Annotated in this window: 2 protein-coding genes (1 of these 2 cut by a window edge); both read right to left on the bottom strand. The window is 73.5% G+C overall.

What is annotated here, in order from left to right; genetic code table 11:
• Nucleotides 1–14 precede the first annotated feature (14 nt).
• Nucleotides 15–10,049: a type I polyketide synthase gene (locus K4G22_RS27435; protein ID WP_425336817.1), complete on the bottom strand. Its 10,035-nt coding sequence runs from the start codon at nt 10,047–10,049 to the stop codon at nt 15–17.
• Nucleotides 10,050–10,127: 78 nt separating this feature from the next.
• On the bottom strand, nt 10,128–21,343 hold the final stretch of the coding sequence (locus tag K4G22_RS27430; protein ID WP_228083143.1) for a type I polyketide synthase. 17,083 nt of this gene lie beyond the right edge of the window; only the last 11,216 of its 28,299 coding nucleotides appear in the window; its start codon lies off the right edge, out of view; the stop codon is at nt 10,128–10,130.

Raw genomic sequence — 21,343 nt, 5'->3', positions numbered from 1 at the left:
GCCCGACACGCCCGTCAGGGCTCACCCAGCTCCCGGTCGATCAGGTCGAACATCTCGTCGTCCGAGACGGAGTCGAGGACCTCGTCGGTGAGGACGGTGGTCTCGGGGGTCCGGTCCGAGGGGGCGGCCTCGTTGCCGAGGCGCCATGCGAGGCTCTGGAGGCGTTTGGCGACGCGGGCGCGGTCCTCGTGGGCCGTGTCGAGGTCGGCGAGGGCGCTGTCCAGCCGTTCGATCTCGTCGAGGATGCGGCTGCCCGGGGTGTCGGCCGGGGTGAGCCGGCTGGCGAGGTAGCGGGCGAGCGCGGTGGGCGTCGGGTGGGCGAACGCCAGCGTGGTCGGCAGGTCGAGGCCGGTCTCGGCGACGAGGCGGTTGCGGAGTTGGACGGCCATCATGGAGTCGAAGCCCAACTCCTTGACCAGTCGGTCGGGTTCGACCTCGCGTGCCGAGGCGTGGCCCAGCACGGCGGCGATCTGCTGGCGCACCAGCAGCGTCAGGGCGCGTTCCCGTTCGGTGTCGTCGAGCCCGGCGAGTCGCTGGGTGAGCACCGCGCCGGCCTGGGCGTCGGCGGTGGCGCCGGCGGCGACGCGGCGTCCGGTGGGCGGCGCGGTCGCGGCGGCCAGGCCGCGCAGTTCGGCCGGCAGGGTGCCGTCGGCTGCGGCGCGGCGCAGCGCGCCGGGGTCGAGACGGGTGGCGACGGCGATCGCCCGGTCGTGGTGGATGGCGCGGGCGGCGCCCTCGGCCAGCCATGGGAGCGCCCTGGGGTCGCCTTGGGCGGCGGCCGTGCCCGGCCAGTGGGCGCCGGTGACGACGACGGCCGGCAGGCCGTGGGCGTGCCGCCGCTGGGCGATGAAGCCCAGCCTGGCGTCCGGGAGTTCGGCGCAGCAGACCACCGCGACGTCGGGGGTTTCGGCGGTGAGCCGGTCCAGCCGGTCGAAGGTCGCCGGGCTTCCGGTGGTGTCGACGATCGCTCGCAGCGGACGGTCAGCCGGGGTGGCCGCGAGGAGCGCGGCGAGGAGGTCGCCGTCGTCCGGGTCGCCGGGGGCGGCGGCCAGCGTGGTGGCTTCGGCGGCCGACTCGGCTGCCTGGGTGACGAGTCGCTCGGCCGCTGGGCCGGCGACGACCAGCCGGGGGCCGGCGGGGTCGGCGGCCAGCCGGTGGACGACGGCGGCGGCGAGCGGCCCGCTGCCGACCACCAGCACGGTGGAGCCGGGGGTGAGCCGGTCGGCCGCCGGGGCGGGCTCGGGCAGCGCGGTGATCCTGGGCACCAGCAACGCCTCGCCACGGACGGCGAGTTCGGTCTCACCGGTGGCGGCGGACGCCACCGCGCGCGGCAGTTGGTCGGCCGCGATATCGGCGTCGAGGTCGACCAGGAGCACCCGCCCCGGCGCGGTGCGGACGAGGTGGTGGACGTCGGCCCCTTCGGGGTCGGTGAGCGGCTCGCCCGGGGTGGTGGCCACGGCGCCGCCGGTCACCACGGTCAGCAGCGAGCCGGCCAGCCGCTTCTCCGCGAGCCAACCGTCCAGCAGTCCGGGGGTGTTGGCGGCGGGCGGGCGGACGGCGAGGACGACATCCGGCGCCGGCACGCCGGCGTCCAGGACGGCGCGCAGCGCGGCCAGGTCGGCATAGGCGTCGACGGCGTGGCCGGCGTCCTGGACGGCGGCGCCGGCGCCGAGCCCGTCCTGGCCGAGCACGGCCCAGCGGAGCGCGGCCGGCGGCTCGTCGGCGTCCAGCGGCTCGGGCAGCGACGTCCAGGCGCGCGCGAAGAGTTCGGCGCCGTCGCCGGTCGCCGCCGCGACGGTGCGGGCGAGTTGGTCGGCGGCCACGGTGCGCCGCACCAGGGTCTCGACGGTGGCGACGGGCGCCCCGGCCGGGTCGGCGAGGAGGATGGCCAGGCCGTCGTCGCCCACCGGGGTGAGGCGGACGCGGAGTTCGGTCGCGCCGCCGGCGAGCAGCGTCATCCCGTTCCAGGCCATGGGCTGGCGGATCGTGCCGGGTTGGGCGGGGGCGCCGACGCCGGCGGCCTGGAGCGCGGCGTCGAGGAGCGCGGGGTGCAGGCCGTAGCGGGCGGCGTCGGGGTGCTGGTCCTCGGGCAGTCGGGCCTCGGCGTAGGTCTCGTCGCCGCGCCGCCAGACGGCGTGCAGGCCCCGGAACGCGGGGCCGTAGCCGTAGCCGGCGGCTTCGGCGACCCGGTAGAAGTCCGCGAGGTCGACGGGCTGGGCGCCGGCCGGTGGCCAGGCCGTCAGGTCCTCGGCCGGTGCCGGCGCGCCGGCGGGGGCGAGGACCCCTTCGGCGTGACGGGTCCACGGCTGGTCGGCGGGGGCGCCGGCGGGACGTGCGTAGACGCCGAGTTCGCGGCTGCCGTCTTCGGCGGCGGGGCCGACGACCAGCTGGATCTGCGCCTGTCCTTCGGCGGGCAGCGCCAGTGGCACGAGCAGCAGCAGCTCCCGCAGCTGGCCGCAGCCCACCTCGTCACCGGCGCGGATGGCGAACTCGGTGAACACCGAGCCGGGCAGCAACGCGAGCCCGGCGACGGTGTGTTGGGCGAGCCAGGGCTGGTCCCGGACGGTGAGCCGGCCGGTGAGCAGCAGCCCGTCGCCGGCGGCCAGCGGCACGGTGGCGCCCAGCAGCGGGTGTCCGGTGTCGCCGAGGCCGAGCCCGGCCGGGTCGGCGGCGGCCGAGCCGGCCGCGTTGAGCCAGTAGCGGCGACGCTGGAACGGGTAGGGCGGCAACTCGACGTGCCCGGCCCGGTGTTCGCCGAGGAGCGCGCCCAGGTCCACGTCCACGCCACGCACCCACAGCTCGCCGGCGTTGGCGACCAGCCGTTCGGGCCCGTCCTCGGCGCGGCGCAGCGTGCCGACGGCGGTGGCCTGGGCGCCGGCCGCCTCGATGATCTCCAGCATCGGGACGTTGAGCACCGGATGCGGGGAGACCTCGACCAGCGCGGCGCAGCCCAGGTCGAGTGCGGTGCGCACGGCCCGTTCGAACTCGACGGTCTCGCGGAGGTTGGCGTACCAGTAGGCGGCGTCCATCGCCTCGCCGTCCTGGACCTCGCCGGTGACCGTGGACACCAGGGGCACCCGGGAGGCGCGCGGCTGGACGGCGGCGGTGGCGGCGAGCAGCTCCTCGCGCAGCGCGTCCATCCGGGGCGAGTGCGCCGGGTGGGTGCCGGGGACGCGTCGGCACCAGACGTCCTCGGCGGCGAGCAGGGCGGCGAGTTCGTCGAGCGCGGCGAACTCGCCGGAGACCACGATGCCGGTGGGGCCGTTGACGGCGGCGACGGAGAGCCGGTCGGGCCAGCGGGTCAGCCAGGCGTCGACCTGGTCGCGGCCAGCGGCCACGGTCAGCAGGGTCCCGCTGTCGCGGGTGGGGGCCACCAGCGCGGAGCGGGCGACGACGACGCGGGCGGCGTCCGGGAGGCTGAGCGCGCCGGCGACGGCCGCGGCGGCGAGTTCGCCCTGGGAGTGGCCGATCACGGCGGTCGGCACCACGCCGAGCGCCTCCCACACGGCCGCCAGGGAGACCATCACCGCCCACAGCAGCGGCTGGAGCACCTCGACGTCCTCCGGCCAGTCCGGCTCGGCCGCGCCGGTCAGCACCTCGGTGACGGACCAGTCGACGAACGGCGCGAGCGCCGCCTCGCACTCGGCGAGGCGGGCCGCGAAGACCGGCGACGAGGCGAGCAGATCGCGGCCCATGCCGACCCACTGGGAGCCCTGTCCTGGGAAGACGAAGGCGACGCCGCCGGCAAGGTCGGCCTGGCCGACGACCAGGTTGCCGGCCAACTCAGCTTCCGCGCCGGCGGTCTCCTGGGACGGGTCGAGGGAGAGGGCGGCGGCACCCGCGGTGAGCGCCGCGCGGTCGCGACCCCACACCAGCGCGCGGTGGTCGAACCTGGCGCGGCGGGTCAGCAGCGCGTCCGCCACATCCGCGGGGTCGGCGTCCAGGTCGGCGACGTGCCGGGCGAGGCGTTCGCCCTGCGCGCGCAGCGCGCCGGCGGCACGCCCCGACAGCGCCCAGGGCAGCACGGCCGGCTCGAACGGCGCGGGCCCCTCCCTGGTGACGGCGGGTTCGGCGGCGGGTTCGGCGGCGGGCTCCTCCAGGATGATGTGCGCGTTGGTGCCGCTGATCCCGAAGGAGGAGACGGCGGCGCGGCGCGGCCCGGCGCCGGCCTTCCAGGGGCGGGCGGCGGCCAGCAGCGCGACCGGCCCCGCGGTCCAGTCGATCAGCGGAGACGGTTCCTCGACGTGCAGCGTCCGGGGCAGTTCCTGGGCCTGCATGGCCATCACCATCTTGATGACGCCCGCGACGCCGGCGGCGGCCTGGGCATGGCCGATGTTCGACTTGACGGAGCCCAGCCACAGCGGCCGGTCCGCCGGCCGGCCCTGACCGTAGGTGGCCAGCAGCGCCTGCGCCTCAATGGGGTCACCCAGCGAGGTGCCGGTGCCATGCGCCTCGACCGCGTCCACATCGGCCGTCGTCAGCCCGGAATTGGCCAACGCCGCCCGGATCACCCGCTGTTGGGAAGGCCCGTTCGGCGCCGTCAGCCCGTTGGACGCGCCGTCCTGGTTGACCGCCGAGCCCTTCACCACGGCCAGCACCCGGTGCCCGTTGCGGCGCGCGTCGGAGAGCCGCTCCAGGAGCAGCATGCCGACGCCCTCGGCGGGGCCGAAGCCGTCGGCGCCGGCGGCGAACGCCTTGCAGCGGCCGTCGGCGGCCAGGCCCCGTTGGCGGCTGAACTCGACGAAGATGCCGGGTGTGCTGAGCACGGTGACACCGCCGGCGAGCGCCAGATCGCTCTCACCTCGGCTGAGTGACTGGGCCGCCAGGTGCAGCGCGACCAGGGACGCCGAGCACGCCGTGTCCACGGTGACGGCGGGGCCCTCCAGGCCGAGGGTGTAGGAGACCCGCCCCGAGGCGACGCTGGCCGCCGTGCCGGTGCCGACGACGCCCTGCAACTCCTCGGGAACCTGGGTCGCCGAGGAGGAGAGGCTGTTGGTGAGGGCGACGATTCCGGTGTAGACGGCGGTCTGGCTGCCGTGCAGCGTCGTCGGGTCGATGCCGGCCCGTTCGACGGCGTCCCAGGACGCCTCAAGGAGCAGCCGCTGTTGCGGGTCCATGGCGAGGGCCTCGCGCGGCGAGATGCCGAAGAACGCGGCGTCGAAGTCCCCGGCGCCGGTGAGGAACCCGCCCTCTCGGGTGTAGGTGGTGTGTGGCCGGTCGGGGTCCGGATCGTAGTAGTCGTCGATGTTCCAGCCCCGGTCGTCCGGGTAGCGGGTGATGGCGTCCCTGCCGTCGGCGACCAGCCGCCACAGGTCCTCGGGCGATTCGACGCCGCCGGGGTAGCGGCAGGACATGCCGATGATGACGATCGGGTCGTCCGCCGGGTCGCCGCCCCGCGCGACGCGCCCCACGGCGCCGGCCGGGCCCGCCGCGCCCTCGTTCGGGAGCAGTTCGGCGCGCAGGAAGCGGGCGACGGCGAGCGAGGTGGGGTGGTCGAAGACGAGGGTGGCGGGCAGCGCGAGACCGGTCGCCGCGATCAGGCGGTTCCGCAGCTCGACGGCGGCCAGCGAGTCGAAGCCCAGTTCCTTGAACGGCTTGTCGCGGGCGACGGCCCGCCCGTCACGGTGCCCAAGAACGGTGGCGACCTGGCCGCGCACCAACTCCACCAGGGTCTTCTCCCGCTCCGGCACGGCAAGGCCCAGCAGGCGGTCCACCAACTCGCCACCCTGCTCCGCCTGTTGTCCGCCGCCGGCGCGCTCCGCCAGGCGGCGGACCTGCGGCAGGTCGCCGATCAGCGGGCTGGGCCGCAGCGCGGCGAAGACGCCGGCGAACTGCTCCCAGTCCACGTCGAAGACGCTGACCGCGCGGTCCCCGCCGCGCACCGCCTGTCGCAGGGCGGTGAGCGCCAGGGCCGGCACCAGTGGCGTCAACCCCGAGCGGCGCATGCCGCGTTCGACGGCCTCCGTTCCGGTGGCCATGCCGGCGCCGGCCCACGGGCCCCAGGCGACGGAGACCGCCGGCAGGCCCGCCTCCCGGCGCCGCTCGGCGAGCGCGTCGAGGAAGGCGTTGCCGGCCGCGTAGGCCGCCTGCCCCGGCGATCCGAAGGTGCCGGCGAAGGAGGAGAACAGTACAAAGCTGGACAGTTCCCGACTTGCCGTCAGCTCGTGCAGGTTCAGCGCGGCGGTCACCTTGGGCCGCAGCACCCGGCGCATCGGCTCGGGGGTGAGCGTGTCCAGCAGTCCGTCGTCCAGCACGCCGGCGGCGTGCACGACGGACGTCAGCGGCCGGTGCCCGGGGATGTCCGCCAGGACCTGGGCCAGCCGCTCGCGGTCGGCGGCATCGCACGCCGCGAGGGTCACCTCGGCGCCGGCGGCGCGGAGTTCGTCGGCCAGCGCCGAGGCGCCCGGCGCCTCGGCACCGCGCCGGCTGAGCAGCAGCAGGTGTTCGGCACCGTTCTCGGCGAGCCAGCGGGCCAGCTCGGCGCCGATGCCGCCGGTGCCGCCGGTGACCAGCACGGTGCCGGCCGGCGGCCACGCGGCGCCGGCGGACTCCGGCGGCACCGGCGCGTGCGCCAGCCGGCGGGCCAGCGCGCCGGAGCGGCGCACCACCGCCTGGTCCTCGCCGCCGCCGGACAGCAGCCCGGCCAGCAGGCGAGCGCCTCGCTCGTCCAGCTTCTCGGGGAGATCCACCAGACCACCCCACCGCTCGGGCGCCTCCAGGCCGACGACCCGGCCCAGGCCCCAGAGCATCGCCTGCGCGGCGTCCGGCGCCGGATCGCCGGCCGCTCCGGCGACCGCACCCCGCGTGACGCACCACAGCGGGGCGACGACGCCCGCGTCGGCGAGCGCCTGGGTCAGCGTCACCGTGGCGGCCAGGCCATACGGCAACTCGTCGTCGGCGAGCGCCGGCCCCTCGGCCAGGCCCAGCAGCGACAGCACCCCGGCGAACGGGGGCGCGTCCTCCTCCGGCGCGGCGCCGGCCGGCAGTTCGAGCAGCAACTCAGCGAGGTGGTCGGCGAGTTCCATCCGGTGCGCGCCGGCGGCGTCCACGGTGAGCGGCTCCACCACCGCGCCATGGGCGGTCAGCGCGGCACGACAGGACTCGACCAGCTCGGCGTCGGTCGCCGCCGACGGCGCGACCAGCAGCCAGGTGCCGCCGCGCAGCGCGGGCGCGGGCGGCTCGACGGGCTTCCACTCCACCCGGTACCTGTGGTCCCCGGCGAGCCCCCGTTCGCGCCGCTCGCGCCGCCAGGAGGAGAGCCGCGGCAGCACATCGCGCAGCGAGTCGCCGCCGTCCACCTGGAGCGCCTCGGCGAGCACGGCGAGGTTCTGCTGTTCGACGGCGTCCCAGAATCGCGCCTCCTCCGGGTCGACGACGGCGGCCTCGTCGGCGACTGGCGCGTCCTGGAGCCAGTACCGCTCCCGTTGGAAGGCATACGTCGGCAGCTCGACGCGGCGCACCGACCGGCCGGCGAACGCGGCCCGCCAGTCCACCGAGACGCCCCGCGTCCAGACGCGGGAGAGCGCGGCGGTGAATGTCGCCACCTCGTCGCGTTCGCGGCGGGTGGTGGCGACGAACGCGGTGGTGGTGTCGTCCTCGGGCAGGCACTCCGCGCCCATCGCAGTCAACGTGGCGTCCGGGCCCAGCTCCAGGAACGTCGTCACGCCCGCCGAGCGGAGAGCACTGACCCCGTCGGCGAATCGCACCGTGGCGCGGACATGTGCCACCCAGTACTCGGCGGTCGCGATCTCGACGCCGGCCTCCTGGCCGGTGACATTGGAGATCACGGGAAGCGCGGGCGCACGGTAGGTCAACGCCCCGGCCGCCCGCTCGAACTCCGCCAGCATCGGCTCCATCAACCGCGAGTGGAACGCATGCGACACGGTCAACTTCCGTGTCTTCACGTCCTCTTCGGCGAACGTCGCACGCAACGCCTCGATGGCGGCCTCATCGCCGGCGACCACCACCGACTGCGGACCGTTGACGGCGGCGATATCGAGATCGGTCAGCCCGCGAACCGTCTCCTCCGACGCCTGCACGGAAAGCATCGCCCCGCCCGAAGGCAACGCCTGCATCAACGACCCACGCGCCGCCACCAACCGACAAGCATCCGCAAGGTCGAAAACCCCAGCCACATACGCGGCGCTGATCTCACCGATAGAGTGACCGGCGACAAAGTCCGGCCGCACCCCAAACGACTCCACCAACCGCCACAACGCCACCTCAACCGCGAACAACCCCGCCTGAGTGAACACCGTCCGATCCAAGTCACCGCTGGTTTCGTCGTTGAGCACCTCACCCAACGGACGCGGCAACAACCCATCGAACCCCGCACACACCTCACCCAACGCCTCCGCGAACACCGGGAACACGGCAGCGAGCTCCGCACCCATCCCAGCCCGCTGCGCACCCTGCCCCGTGAACAACAACGCCAACCGACCATCCACCACGGACTCCGGCGCCAACGACCCCAGCCCAGCGATCAGTTCACCAGCATCCCGACCCCACACCACCCCACGCGCCGACAACCCCGCCCGCCCGTTGACCAGCGACCAGCCCACATCCGCCGGCTCCAACTCCCCCACCACCGCAGCCAACCGCTCCGCCTGCGCCACCAACGCCGCACCCGTGTGGGCGGACACCGTCCAGGGCATCGCGGGGAGCACGTTCCCCGGGATGACGGTGGCGGGCGATTCGGCGTCGTGCGGGGCCTGCTCCAGAATCACATGTGCGTTGGTGCCGCTGATGCCGAACGACGACACCCCGGCCCGGCGCGGCCGGCCCTCGGCCACCGTCCACTCCCGCGCCTCCGTCAGCAGCGACACCGCGCCGGAGTCCCAGTCCACGAACTCCGAGGGCGCGTCCACATGCAGGGTGGGCGGCAGCACCCCGGCCCGCATCGCCATCACCATCTTGATGACGCCGGCGACACCGGCCGCCGCCTGAGTGTGGCCGATGTTGGACTTGATGGAGCCCAGCCACAGCGGCCGGTCCCCGTCCCGCTCCTGACCGTAGGTGGCGAGCAGCGCCTGGGCCTCGATCGGGTCGCCCAGCGAGGTGCCGGTGCCATGCGCCTCGACGGTGTCCACATCGGCGGCCGTGAGCAGCGAACTCTCCAACGCCTGGCGGATCACCCGCTGTTGGGAAGGACCGTTCGGCGCAGTCAACCCGTTCGACGCACCGTCCTGGTTGATCGCCGAGCCCCGGAGCACGGCGAGCACCCGATGCCCGTTGCGGCGGGCGTCCGACAGCCGCTCGACCAGCAGCATCCCGGCGCCCTCGCCCCATCCTGTGCCGTCCGCCGCCGAGGCGAAGGACTTGCAGCGGCCGTCGGCGGCCAGCCCGCGCTGCCGCCCGAACTCCACAAAGGTCGCCGGGGTCGACATCACGGTGACGCCGCCGGCCAGCGCCAGATCACACTCGCCGTTGCGCAGCGCCTGAGCCGCCAGATGCAGCGCGACGAGCGACGACGAGCACGCCGTGTCCACCGTCACCGCCGGGCCCTCAAGGCCGAACGAGTAGGCCAGCCGCCCGGAGAGCACGCTGCCGGCCGTGCCGGTGCCGATATAGCCGCCGACCTCGTCCGGCAACCGCGTCAGCCGGCTGCCGTAGTCGTGGTACATCAGGCCGGCGAAGACCCCGGTGCGGCTGCCGCCCACCGAATCGGCCGGGATGCCGGCCCGTTCGAACGTCTCCCAGGTCGTCTCCAGCAGCAGGCGCTGCTGCGGGTCCATCGCGAGGGCCTCACGTGGCGCGATGGCAAACGGTTCGCCGTCGAACTCCGCGGCCTCGTAGAGGAATCCGCCCTCGCGGGTGTAGGTCCGTCCCGGCACCCCGGGCTCCGGGTCGTAGAGGCCCTCGACGTCCCAGCCACGGTCGCCGGGGAACTCGCCGATCGCGTCCGAGCCCGTGCTCACCAACCGCCACAGGTCCTCGGGCGAGTTCACCGCGCCGGGGTAGCGGCAGGCCATCCCCACGATCGCGATCGGCTCGCGGTGCGCGGCGAGGAGCTGCCGGTTCTGCTTGCGGAGTTGCTTGGTCTCGGCCAGCGAAGCCCGCAGGGCCTCGACGATCTTCTCGTTACCGATGGGTGCCGCCATGAGCGTTCAGCTTTCTCGTGGATTCGGTCAGGAGTCGGAGTCGCCGAGTGCCATCCGCACGAGGTCGTCGACCTCCATGTCGGCCAGGCCGAGTTCCGGATCGTCCCCGGACGACGCTGTCTCCTCGTCGTCCGCCGGCTGGGCCAGTCGCAGCAGGGATTCCATCAGCCCCGACGCCCGGAGCTGGGCGAGCGGGATGGAGGCCAGCAGCTGGCGGACCTCCGCGTCCCGTGAATCCTCCGGCGGGCCGGCGCCCTCAGGGACGAGCTGCCCGACGAGCGCCCGAGCGAGCCCGGCCGGCGTCGGGTGGTCGAAGACGAGGCTGGCGGCCAGCCGCAGCCCGGTGGCGAAGCCGAGCCGGTTCCTCAGGTCGACCGCCGTCAGCGAGTCGAAGCCCAGCTCCTGGAACTGCCGGTCCACGTCGACGGCGACGGCGTTCGGATGCCCGAGAACGTGGGCGACCTCGCCGCGCACCAGGTCCGTGACGACGCGCACCCGCTCCGCCTCGCTCAGCCCGGCCAACCGCTTCCGCAGTGCCGCCGGATCGTCGGCGCCGGTGACGCCGCCGGCCGTAGCGCGCCGCACCCGGGCGCGTACCAGACCGCGCAGCATGCCGGGCAGCAGCCCACGCTCCGCCTGCCGCCGCAGCACCGACATGTCCAACGGGGCCCCGACCAGCAGGGGTTCACCGAGGACGAGGGCCTCGTCGAAGAGCGCGAGCCCCTGCTCCCGCAGCAGCGGCACCAGTCCGCCGCCGGCCATCCGCTCCCGGTCGGCGGTGCTCAACTCCCCCGCCATGCCGCCGGTCTCGGCCCACGGGCCCCAGGCGAGGGAGACGCCGGGCAGGCCGAGTGCGCGCCGGTGGGCGGCGAGTCCGTCGAGGAAGGTGTTGGCCGCCGCGTAGTTGCCCTGACCCGGCCCGCCGAGGACGCCCGCCGCCGAGGAGTAGAGCACGAACAGGGACAGATCCGCGTCCCGCGTCAGTTCGTGCAGGTTGACGGCCGCGTCGATCTTCGGCCGCAGCACCCGTCGCACCTGATGGTCCGTCAGCGTCGCGATCAGCCCGTCGTCCAGCACGCCGGCCGCGTGCACCACTCCGGTGAGCGGATGCTCGGCCGGAATGACGTCGAGGACCTTGGCGAGCTGGTCGCGCTCCGCCGCGTTGCAGGCGGCGATCTCCACGCGCGCCCCCAACCCACGCAGCTCGTCGGCGAGTTCGCGGGCGCCGGCGGCGTTGACGCCGGCCCGGCTGGTCAGCAGCAGCGACCTGACGCCATGGCGTGCCACCAGATGCCTGGCCAGCAGCCCGCCCAACGCGCCGGTGCCGCCGGTGATCAGCACGGTGCCGGGGAACGCGTTCGGCTCGTCCGTTCGCCCGCCGGCCGTGCCGACGACCCTGGCCAGCTGGGGGACGCGCGGCTGACCGTCCCTGACGAGGACCTGCGGCTCCTCCGCCGCGATAGCCCGCGCGACCACGTCGGTCACGGTGCTCTCCTCGACCCCGACATCGGGGTCGAGATCCACCAGCAGGAACCGGCCGGGGTTCTCCGTCTGTGCGGAGCGCGCCAGCCCCCACACCGGCGTGTGCATCAGATCCCTCACATCGTTGCCAGGTCCGGCTACCGCACCCTGAGTGACCACCGCCAGACGCGACAAGGCCAACCGCTCATCAACCAAGCAGGTGCGCAGGACGGCCAACACCCCAGTGACGGCCTCCCCACCCCCTACGTTCAGCGGCCGGTCGTCGTCGGCCGACGGCAGGCAGGGAAGCAGCAGCACGGCCGGCGCGTCCTCGCCAGCGTCCAGCGCGCTGAGGAGGGCGGCCATGTCCCGATAGCGGCGGGTGACTCCGGCCCCGGCGAACGCGGCGGAACCCAGCACGGCGCAGTCGGCGGCGGGCATGTCGCCACCACCGGCCAGCGGCGTCCACTCGACCCGGAACAGCGCGTCCGAGACGGGGTTGGCAGCGGCGGCGGCCAGTTGTTCCCCGGTCACCGCGCGCAGCAGCAACGAGCCGACGGCGGCCACCGGACGACCGGCGGTATCGGCGACCTGAAGTGCGATTTCGTTGTCGGCGGCCGGCACGATGCGCACCCGCAGGGCGCTGGCGCCCGAGGCGAGCAGCGAGATCCCGGACCAGGCGAACGGCAGCCGCACTCCGTTGCCGCCCTCGCGTTCCTTGGCCTCGGACTCGGTGTCGGCCGAGGCCAGGCCGTGCGCGTGCAGCGCGGCGTCCAGCAGCGCCGGATGCAGACCGTAGCGCGACGCCCGGCCGGCCTCGTCCTCGGGCAGGGCGACCTCGGCGAAGATCTCTTTGCCATACCGCCAGGCGGCACGCAACCCCTGAAACACCGGTCCATACCCGTAGCCCGAGTCGGCGAGCGTCGCGTAGAGCCCGGACACGTCGACGGCCTCCGCGCCCGCCGGCGGCCAGACGGCCAAGTCCTGGGCTTCCGGCAGCTGTTCGGGCTCGCGGTCGAGGGTGCCCTCGGCGTGGCAGGTCCACGCGTCCTCGGTTTCGGCGTTCTCCGGGCGGGAGTAGATCCGCACCTCGCGACCACCCGCCGCGTCCGGCCCGCCAACCACGACCTGCACCTGAACGGCGCCTCGCTCGGGCAGCGCGAGCGGTGCTTGGAGCGTCAGCTCCCGCACCTGCCCGCACTCCACCTCGTCGCCGGCGCGGACGGCCAGCTCGACAAAGCCGGTGCCGGGGAAGAGGACGGTGCCGGCGATGGCGTGGTCCGCCAGCCAGGGTTGCAGCCGCGCGGAGATACGGCCGGTGAGGACGACCCCGTCCTCACCCGCGAGGCTGACGGCGGCCCCCAACAGCGGATGCCCGGCGGCACCAAGACCGAGGCCCGTCGGATCGCCACCGGTCTCGCCCTCCAGCCAGTAGCGGCGGCGCTGGAAGGCGTAGGTCGGCAGCTCGACCTGGCGCAGGGACCGGCCGGCGAACGCGGCCCGCCAGTCCACCGAGACGCCCCGGGCCCAGACCCGGGAGAGCGCGGCGGTGAACGTCGCCACCTCGTCCCGTTCACGGCGGGTGGTGGCGACGAACGCGGCGGTGGTGTCGTCCTCGGGCAGGCACTCGGCGCCCATCGCGGTCAACGTGGCGTCCGGGCCCAGCTCCAGGAACGTCGTCACCCCGGCCGAGCGCAACGCACCGACCCCGTCGGCGAACCGCACCGTGGCGCGGACATGCCGCACCCAGTAGGCGGCACTCCCGATCTCCACGCCGGCCGGCTCACCCGTCACATTCGAGATCACGGGAAGCGCGGGCGCGCGGTAGGTGACGGACTGGGCAACCTCCTCGAAGGCGGCCAGCATCGGCTCCATCAACCGCGAGTGGAACGCATGCGAGACGGTCAACTTCCGTGTCTTCACGCCCTCTTCGGTGAACGTCGCGCGAAGCCGCTCGATGGCGGCCTCGTCGCCGGCGACGACGACCGATTGCGGACCGTTGACGGCAGCGATATCGAGATCGGTAAGCCCGCGAACCGTCTCCTCCGACGCCTGAACAGAAAGCATCGCCCCACCGGCCGGCAACGCCTGCATCAACGACCCACGCGCCGCCACCAACCGACAAGCATCCACAAGGTCGAAAACCCCAGCAACATAAGCCGCCGTGATCTCACCAATCGAATGCCCCGCCACAAAGTCCGGCCGCACCCCAAACGACTCCACCAACCGCCACAACGCCACCTCGACCGCGAACAACCCCGCCTGAGTGAACACCGTCCGATCCAGATCGCCGCTGGTTTCGTCCTTGAGCACTTCACCCAACGGACGCGGCAACAACCCATCGAACCCCGCACACACATCACCCAACGCCTCCGCGAACACCGGGAACGTGGCGGCGAGTTCCGCGCCCATCCCAGCCCGCTGCGCACCCTGACCCGTGAACAACAACGCCAACCGGCCGTCCACCACGGACTCCGGCGTCAACGACCCCAGCCCAGCGATCAGTTCACCAGCGTCCCGACCCCACACCACCCCACGCGCCGACAACCCCGCCCGCCCGTTGACCAGCGACCAGCCCACATCCGCCGGATCCAACTCCCCAGCGGCCTCGGCCAGGCGTTCCGCCTGCGCCACCAACGCCGCACCCGAATGGGCGGAGAGCACCCAGGGCACCACCGGTGCCGGGTCCCCCGGCAGGACGACGGTCTGTGTCGAGGTGTCGTCCGGCGCCTGTTCGAGGATCACATGGGCGTTGGTGCCGCTGATGCCGAACGAGGAGACACCGGCCCGCCGTGGGTGGCCGTTGGCCTTCCACGGCTGCGTCTCCCGGAGCAGCGCGACGGTGCCGCCGGACCAGTCCACCTGGTTGGTCGGCTCGTCCACATGCAGCGTCTGCGGGAGCTGCCCGTGTCGCAGGGCCATCACCATCTTGATCAGGCCGGCGGCGCCCGCCGCCGCCTGGGTGTGGCCGATGTTGGACTTGATGGAGCCCAGCCACAGCGGCCGGTCCTCGGCGCGGTCCTGCCCATAGGTCGCGATAAGGGCCTGTGCCTCGATCGGGTCGCCCAGCCGGGTGCCGGTGCCATGCGCCTCGACCGCGTCCACATCGGCCGTCGTCAGCCCGGCGTTGGCCAACGCCGCCCGGATCACCCGCTGTTGGGAAGGACCGTTCGGCGCAGTCAGGCCGTTCGACGCGCCGTCCTGGTTGACCGCCGAGCCCTTCACCACGGCGAGAATCTGGTGCCCCTTGCGACGGGCGTCCGAGAGGCGCTCGACCACCAGGACGCCGACGCCCTCGCCCCAGCCGGTGCCGTCGGCCGCCGAGGCGAACGGCTTGCAGCGGCCGTCAGCCGCCAGGCCGCGCTGCCGGCTGAACTCGACGAAGGCACCGGGTGTGGCCATGACGGTGACGCCGCCCGCGAGGGCCATCTCGCACTCGCCGTTGCGCAGCGCCTGAGCCGCCAGATGCAGCGCGACCAGCGACGACGAGCACGCCGTGTCCACCGTCACCGCCGGGCCCTCAAGGCCCAGCACATAGGCGACCCGCCCGGAGATCACGCTGGTCGTGGTGCCGGTGAGCGCATAGCCCTCGGCGCTGTCGGAGATGCGCTGGAGGCCCGTGCCGTAGTCGGACTGGACGCCGCCGACAAAGGTGCCCACCGCTCGGCCGCGCAGCGACGCCGGGTCGATGCCGGACCGTTCCAGGGCCTCCCAGCTGACCTCAAGGAGCAGCCGCTGCTGCGGGTCCATGGCGAGGGCCTCGCGGGGTGAGATGCCGAAGAAGTCCGCGTCGAATCCGGATGCCTCGTGGACGAAGCCGCCGTCCCGCACATAGGAGGCGCCGGAGGTCTCCGGGTCCGGGTCGTAGAGGCGTTCCAGATCCCAGCCACGGTCGACGGGGAAGGGACCCATCGCGTCGACGCCTTCGGTGAGTTGCCGCCACAGCTCCTCGGGGGAGTCCATGCCGCCGGGGAACCGGCAGGCCATGCCGACGATGGCGAGCGGCTCGTCGGTGGCGACGGCGGCGCGCTCTGTCGGCTCGTCCAACTCCGCTGTGCCGCCGCCAAGTTCGCCGAGCAGGAACGCGGCGAGCGCGGCCGGCGTCGGGTAGTCGAAGATCAGCGTGGCGGGCAGGCTGAGCCCGGTGGCCGCGTTCAGCCGGTTGCGCAGCTCCACCGCGGTGAGCGAGTCGAAGCCCAGGTCCTTGAACTGCCGCTCGACGTTGACCCCTTGGGCGTCGGCGTGCCCGAGGACGGCCGCCACATGGGTGCGGACCAGCTCGGACACCAGTGTCACCCGATCGGCGGCGGCCAGCCGCGCGAGTCGCGCGGTGAGCGAGGACGGGCTGCCCGTCTCGCTGGTGGCGGTGCGCCGCCCGGTGACCCGGATCAGGGTGCGGAAGAGCGGCGGCACGGCCTGCGCGCCGCCGGCCTGGGCACGGGTGCGCAGCGCGGCCAGGTCGAGCCGGATCGGCATGGTGACGGCCTCGTCGAGGCCCCGGGCGAGGTCGAAGAGCGCCAGTCCCTGGGCCGAGCCGAGGGGGGCCAGGCCGCCGCGTGCCAGGCGGCTGAGGTCGGCCTGCGACAGGTTGCCGCTGACCGCGCTGGCCTGCTCCCACAGGCCCCACGCGAGGGAGGTCGCGGGCAGGCCGTTGGCCCGGCGGTGGGCGGCGAGCGCGTCGAGGAAGGTGTTGGCCGCCGCGTAGTTGGCCTGTCCGGCGTTGCCGAGGATGCCGGCCGACGAGGAGTAGAGCGCGAAAAGCCGCAGGTCGGCGTCCCGGGTCAGTTCGTGGAGGTGGATCGCCGCGTCGATCTTCGGCCGCAGCACCCGTTCGATCCGCTCCTCGTCGAGCGAGCCGAGCATCGCGTCGTCCGCGATGCCGGCGGCGTGGACCACGCCGGTCAGCGGGTGGTCGGCCGGGATGGCGGCGAGCACGGCGGCCAGCTGGTCGCGGTCGGCCGCGTCACATGCCGCGACCCGCACACGGGCGCCCAACTCGGCTAGTTCGGCGGCGAGTTCGGTGGCACCCGGGGCGTCGAGGCCGGCCCGGCTAGTCAGCACCAGCGAGGTCACCCCGTGTTCGGTGACCAGGTGGCGGGCCAGCAGCGAACCGAGGGTGCCCGTGCCGCCGGTGATCAGCACCGTGCCGTTCGGGTCAAGGCCGGCGGGCACCGTCAGCACGATCTTGCCGATGTGCTTGGCCTGGCTCATAAAGCGCAGGGCGTCGGGGGCGCGCCGCACATCCCAGGTGGTGACCGGCAGCGACCGCAGTCGACCCCGGCCCAGCAGGTCGACGATCTGCCGCAGCATCTCGTTGATGCGGTCGTGGCCTGCCTCCAGCATGTCGAAGGCCCGGTAGGTGACGCCGGGGTGTTCCCGCGCCACCTGTTCGGGGTCGCGGATATCCGTCTTGCCCATCTCCAGGAACCGCCCGCCGCGCGGCAGGAGTTCCAGCGACGCGTCGACGAACTCCCGGGCGAGGGAGTCGAGTACCACATCCACACCGGCACCATCGGTACCGGCCAGGAACACATCGCGGAAGTCCAGATCACGCGAGGACGCGATCCGCTCCCCCGCCACCCCCAACTCCCGCACCACCGACTGCTTCGCCTCACTCGCCGTCGCGAACACCCGCGCACCCAAATGCTGCGCGACCTGCACAGCCGCCATCCCCACACCACCGGCGGCGGCATGGATCAACACCGACTCCCCAGCCCGCAACCCAGCCAGATCCACCAGACCGTAGAAGGCCGTCAGATAGACCACCGGCACGGAGGCCGCCCGTTCGAAGGACCAGCCCTCCGGCATGGGCACGACCAGCCGCGCGTCGACGACCGCCAACGAGCCGAAGCCCTGGTGGATGAGGCCCATCACCCGATCGCCCACGGCCAGTCCGGTGACGTCCGCGCCGACCTCGACCACCACACCGGCGGCCTCGCTGCCGAGCATCACCTCACCCGGATACATCCCCAACCCCATCAACACATCACGGAAGTTCAACCCCGCCGCACGCACCGCCACCCGCACCTCACCCACACCCAAACCACCCAACACCCCAGGAGCCGGCACCAACGCCAACGACTCCAACGTCCCACCACCCAACACATCCAACCGCCACGCCACCTCACCCACCGGCGGCACCAACCCCCCACCAACCGCCGACACCCGCACCAACCGAGGCACCAACAACACCCCACCCCGCACCACCACCTGCGACTCACCACCAGCAACCACCCGCCCCAACACCGAAACAACACCATCCACACCCGGCTCCACGTCCAACAGGACGATCCGGCCCGGGTTCTCGGACTGGGCGGTTCGGATCAGGCCCCAGATCGGGGCCGTGGCGAGGTCGGCGACGTCCTGTCCGTGCCCGACGGACACGGCACCTGAGGTGACCACCAGCAGGCGGGAGCCGGCCAGCCGCTCGTCCGCCAGCCAGTCGCGCACCGCGCGCCACGCGGCGAGCGTTCCCTCCCTGGCGGCGTCCGCCAGATCGCCGGCCGCCGCGCCGCCGCAGGTCAGGACGAGGACGCGGGGCGCCGGGCCGTCCTCGGCCGGCTCATACACCGGCAGGCCAAGCCCCCACGTGTCGTCGGTCCCGAGCAGCGCCCAAGTGCCTCGTTCGGCCGGCTCGTTCGCTTCGTCGGTCTCGCCGGCCTCGCTGACTTCGGCCGGAAGCCAGTCCAGTCGGTAGAGGGAGTCGGGAGCCGCCGTGCTCGCCGAGGCGAGTTGGCCCGTGCTCACCGCGCGCAGCGTGAGGGAGTCGATCTGGGCCACCGGTCGGCCGGTGGCGTCGGCCAGCGCGATCGACGCGCTCTCCTGGCTGTGGACCGTGCAGTGAACCCGCACCGCCGTGGCGCCGGTGGCCCACAGGGACACCCCGGACCAGGCGAACGGCAGCCGCAACTGCCCGTCGTCCTCGGGGTTTCCGCCGCCGGCGGCGCTGAGGCCGTGCGCGTGCAGCACGGCGTCCAGCAGCGCCGGGTGGATGCCGAAGCGGCCCGCCTCGGTCCCTGTGGACTCCGGCAGGGCGACCTCGGCGAAGATCTCGTCGCCGCGCCGCCAGGCGGCCCGCAGGCCTTGGAACACCGGGCCGTACTGATAGCCGGCCTCGCCGATCGCGGCATAGAAGCCGGAGACGTCGACCGCCTCGGCGTCGGCCGGGAGCCACTGGGTGCGGGCACTCTGTTCGGCCGGGGCCGCCCGCTCCAGGTCGAGCAGCCCATCGGCGTGGCAGGTCCATGCCTCCTGCTGGTCGGCGCTCTCGGGGCGGGAGTAGATCCGTACCTCGCGCCGGGCGGCCTCGTCGGCGCCGCCCACCACGACCTGGAGCTGAACGGCGCCGCGCTCGGGGATGACCAGCGGTGCCTGGAGGGTGAGTTCCCGCAGACGGGTGCAGTCGACCTCGTCGCCGGCGCGGACGGCCAGCTCGACAAAGCCGGTGCCCGGGAAGAGGACGGTGCCGCCGATGGCGTGGTCGGCCAGCCACGGGTGGGTGCTGAGGGCGAGCCGGCCCGTCAGCATCACGCCGCCCTCGGCCGCCAGATTGACCGTGGCGCCCAACAGCGGATGCCCGGCGGCGCTTTGGCCAAGCCCGGCCGGATCACCACCGGTCTCACCCTCCAACCAGTAGCGACGCCGCTGGAAGGCATACGTCGGCAAATCGACCTGGCGCAGGGACCGGCCGGCGAACGCGGCCCGCCAGTCCACATCCGCGCCCCGGGCCCAGACCCGGGAGAGCGCGGCGGTGAACGTCGCCACCTCGTCCCGTTCACGGCGGGTGGTGGCAACGAACGCGGCGGCGGTGTCGTCCTCCGCGAGGCACTCGGCACCCATGGCAGTGAGGGTGGCATCCGGGCCCAGCTCCAGGAACGTCGTCACCCCAGCCGAGCGCAACGCACTGACGCCGTCGGCAAACCGGACGGTGGCCCGGACATGCCGCACCCAGTAGGCGGCACTCCCGATCTCCACCCCGGCCGGCTCACCCGTCACATTCGAGATCACGGGAAGCGCGGGCGCACGGTAGGCCAACGCCCCGGCCACCCGCTCGAACTCCGCCAGCATCGGCTCCATCAACCGCGAATGGAACGCATGCGACACGGTCAACTTCCGCGTCTTCACGCCCTCTTCGGCGAACGTCGCACGCAACGCCTCGATGGCCGCCTCATCGCCGGCGACCACCACCGACTGCGGACCGTTGACGGCGGCGATATCGAGATCGGTAAGGCTACGGACCGACTCCTCCGACGCCTGCACGGAAAGCATCGCCCCACCGGCCGGCAACGCCTGCATCAACGACCCACGCGCCGCCACCAACCGACAAGCATCCGCAAGGTCGAAAACCCCAGCCACATAAGCCGCCGTGATCTCACCAATCGAATGCCCCGCCACAAAGTCCGGCCGCACCCCGAAGGACTCCACCAACCGCCACAACGCCACCTCAACCGCGAACAACCCCGCCTGAGTGAACACCGTCCGATCCAGATCATCACTGGACCCCTCGGCCAACACCTCACCCAACGGGCGCGGCAACAACCCATCGAACCCCGCACACACCTCACCCAACGCCTCGGCGAACACCGGGAAGACAGCGGCGAGTTCCGCACCCATCCCAGCCCGCTGCGCACCCTGACCCGTGAACAACAACGCCAACCGACCATCCACCACGGACTCCGGCGTCAACGACCCCAGCCCAGCCACCAGTTCACCAGCGTGCCGACCCCACACCACCCCACGCGCCGGCAGCTCAGCACGGCCAGTCGCCAGCGACCACCCCACATCCGCCGGCTCCAACTCCCCCACCACCGCCGCCAACCGCTCCGCCTGCGCCACCAACGCCTCACCCGAATGGGCGGAGAGCACCCAGGGCAGAACGGGGAGCCGGTCGCCGGGCAGCACCACGGCCGCCGGCTCGGCGTCCGCCGGCGCCTCCTCCACGATCACATGCGCATTGGTGCCGCTGATGCCGAACGAGGACACACCCGACCGGCGCGGACGGCCCTCGTCCGTCCACTCCTGGGGCTCCGACAGCAGCGACACCCCGCCCGCCGACCAGTCCACATGCTCCGATGGGGCGTCCACATGCAACGTGGGCGGCAGCACCCCGGCCCGCATCGCCATCACCATCTTGATGACGCCGGCGACGCCCGCCGCCGCCTGGGTGTGGCCGATGTTGGACTTGATGGAGCCCAGCCACAGCGGCCGGTCCCCGTCCCGCTCCTGACCGTAGGTGGCCAGCAGCGCCTGGGCCTCGATCGGGTCGCCCAGCCGGGTGCCGGTGCCATGCGCCTCGACCGCGTCCACATCGGCCGTCGACAACCCGGCGTTGGCCAACGCCGCCCGGATCACCCGCTGTTGGGAAGGACCGTTCGGCGCCGTCAGGCCGTTCGACGCGCCGTCCTGGTTGACCGCCGAGCCCTTCACCACGGCGAGCACCCGGTGCCCGTTGCGGCGCGCGTCGGAGAGGCGCTCGACGAGGAGCATTCCGACGCCCTCGCCCCAGCCGGTGCCGTCGGCCGCCGAGGCGAACGGCTTGCAGCGGCCGTCAGCCGCCAGGCCGCGCTGCCGGCTGAACTCGACGAACGTGTTGGGCGTGGGCATCACGGTGGCACCGCCGGCGAGCGCCAGATCGCACTCGCCGTTGCGCAGCGCCTGGGCCGCCAGATGCAGCGCGACCAGCGACGACGAGCAGGCCGTGTCCACCGTCACCGCCGGGCCCTCAAGCCCCAGGGTGTAGGCCACGCGGCCGGAGGCGAGGCTGACCATGGTGCCGGTGCCGA

The sequence above is a fragment of the Streptomyces profundus genome, assembly GCF_020740535.1.
GTDB classification, from domain to species: Bacteria; Actinomycetota; Actinomycetes; order Streptomycetales; family Streptomycetaceae; genus Streptomyces; species Streptomyces profundus.
Note: the sequence above shows the minus strand (reverse complement) of the source record. Positions and strands in the feature narration are given on the sequence as shown.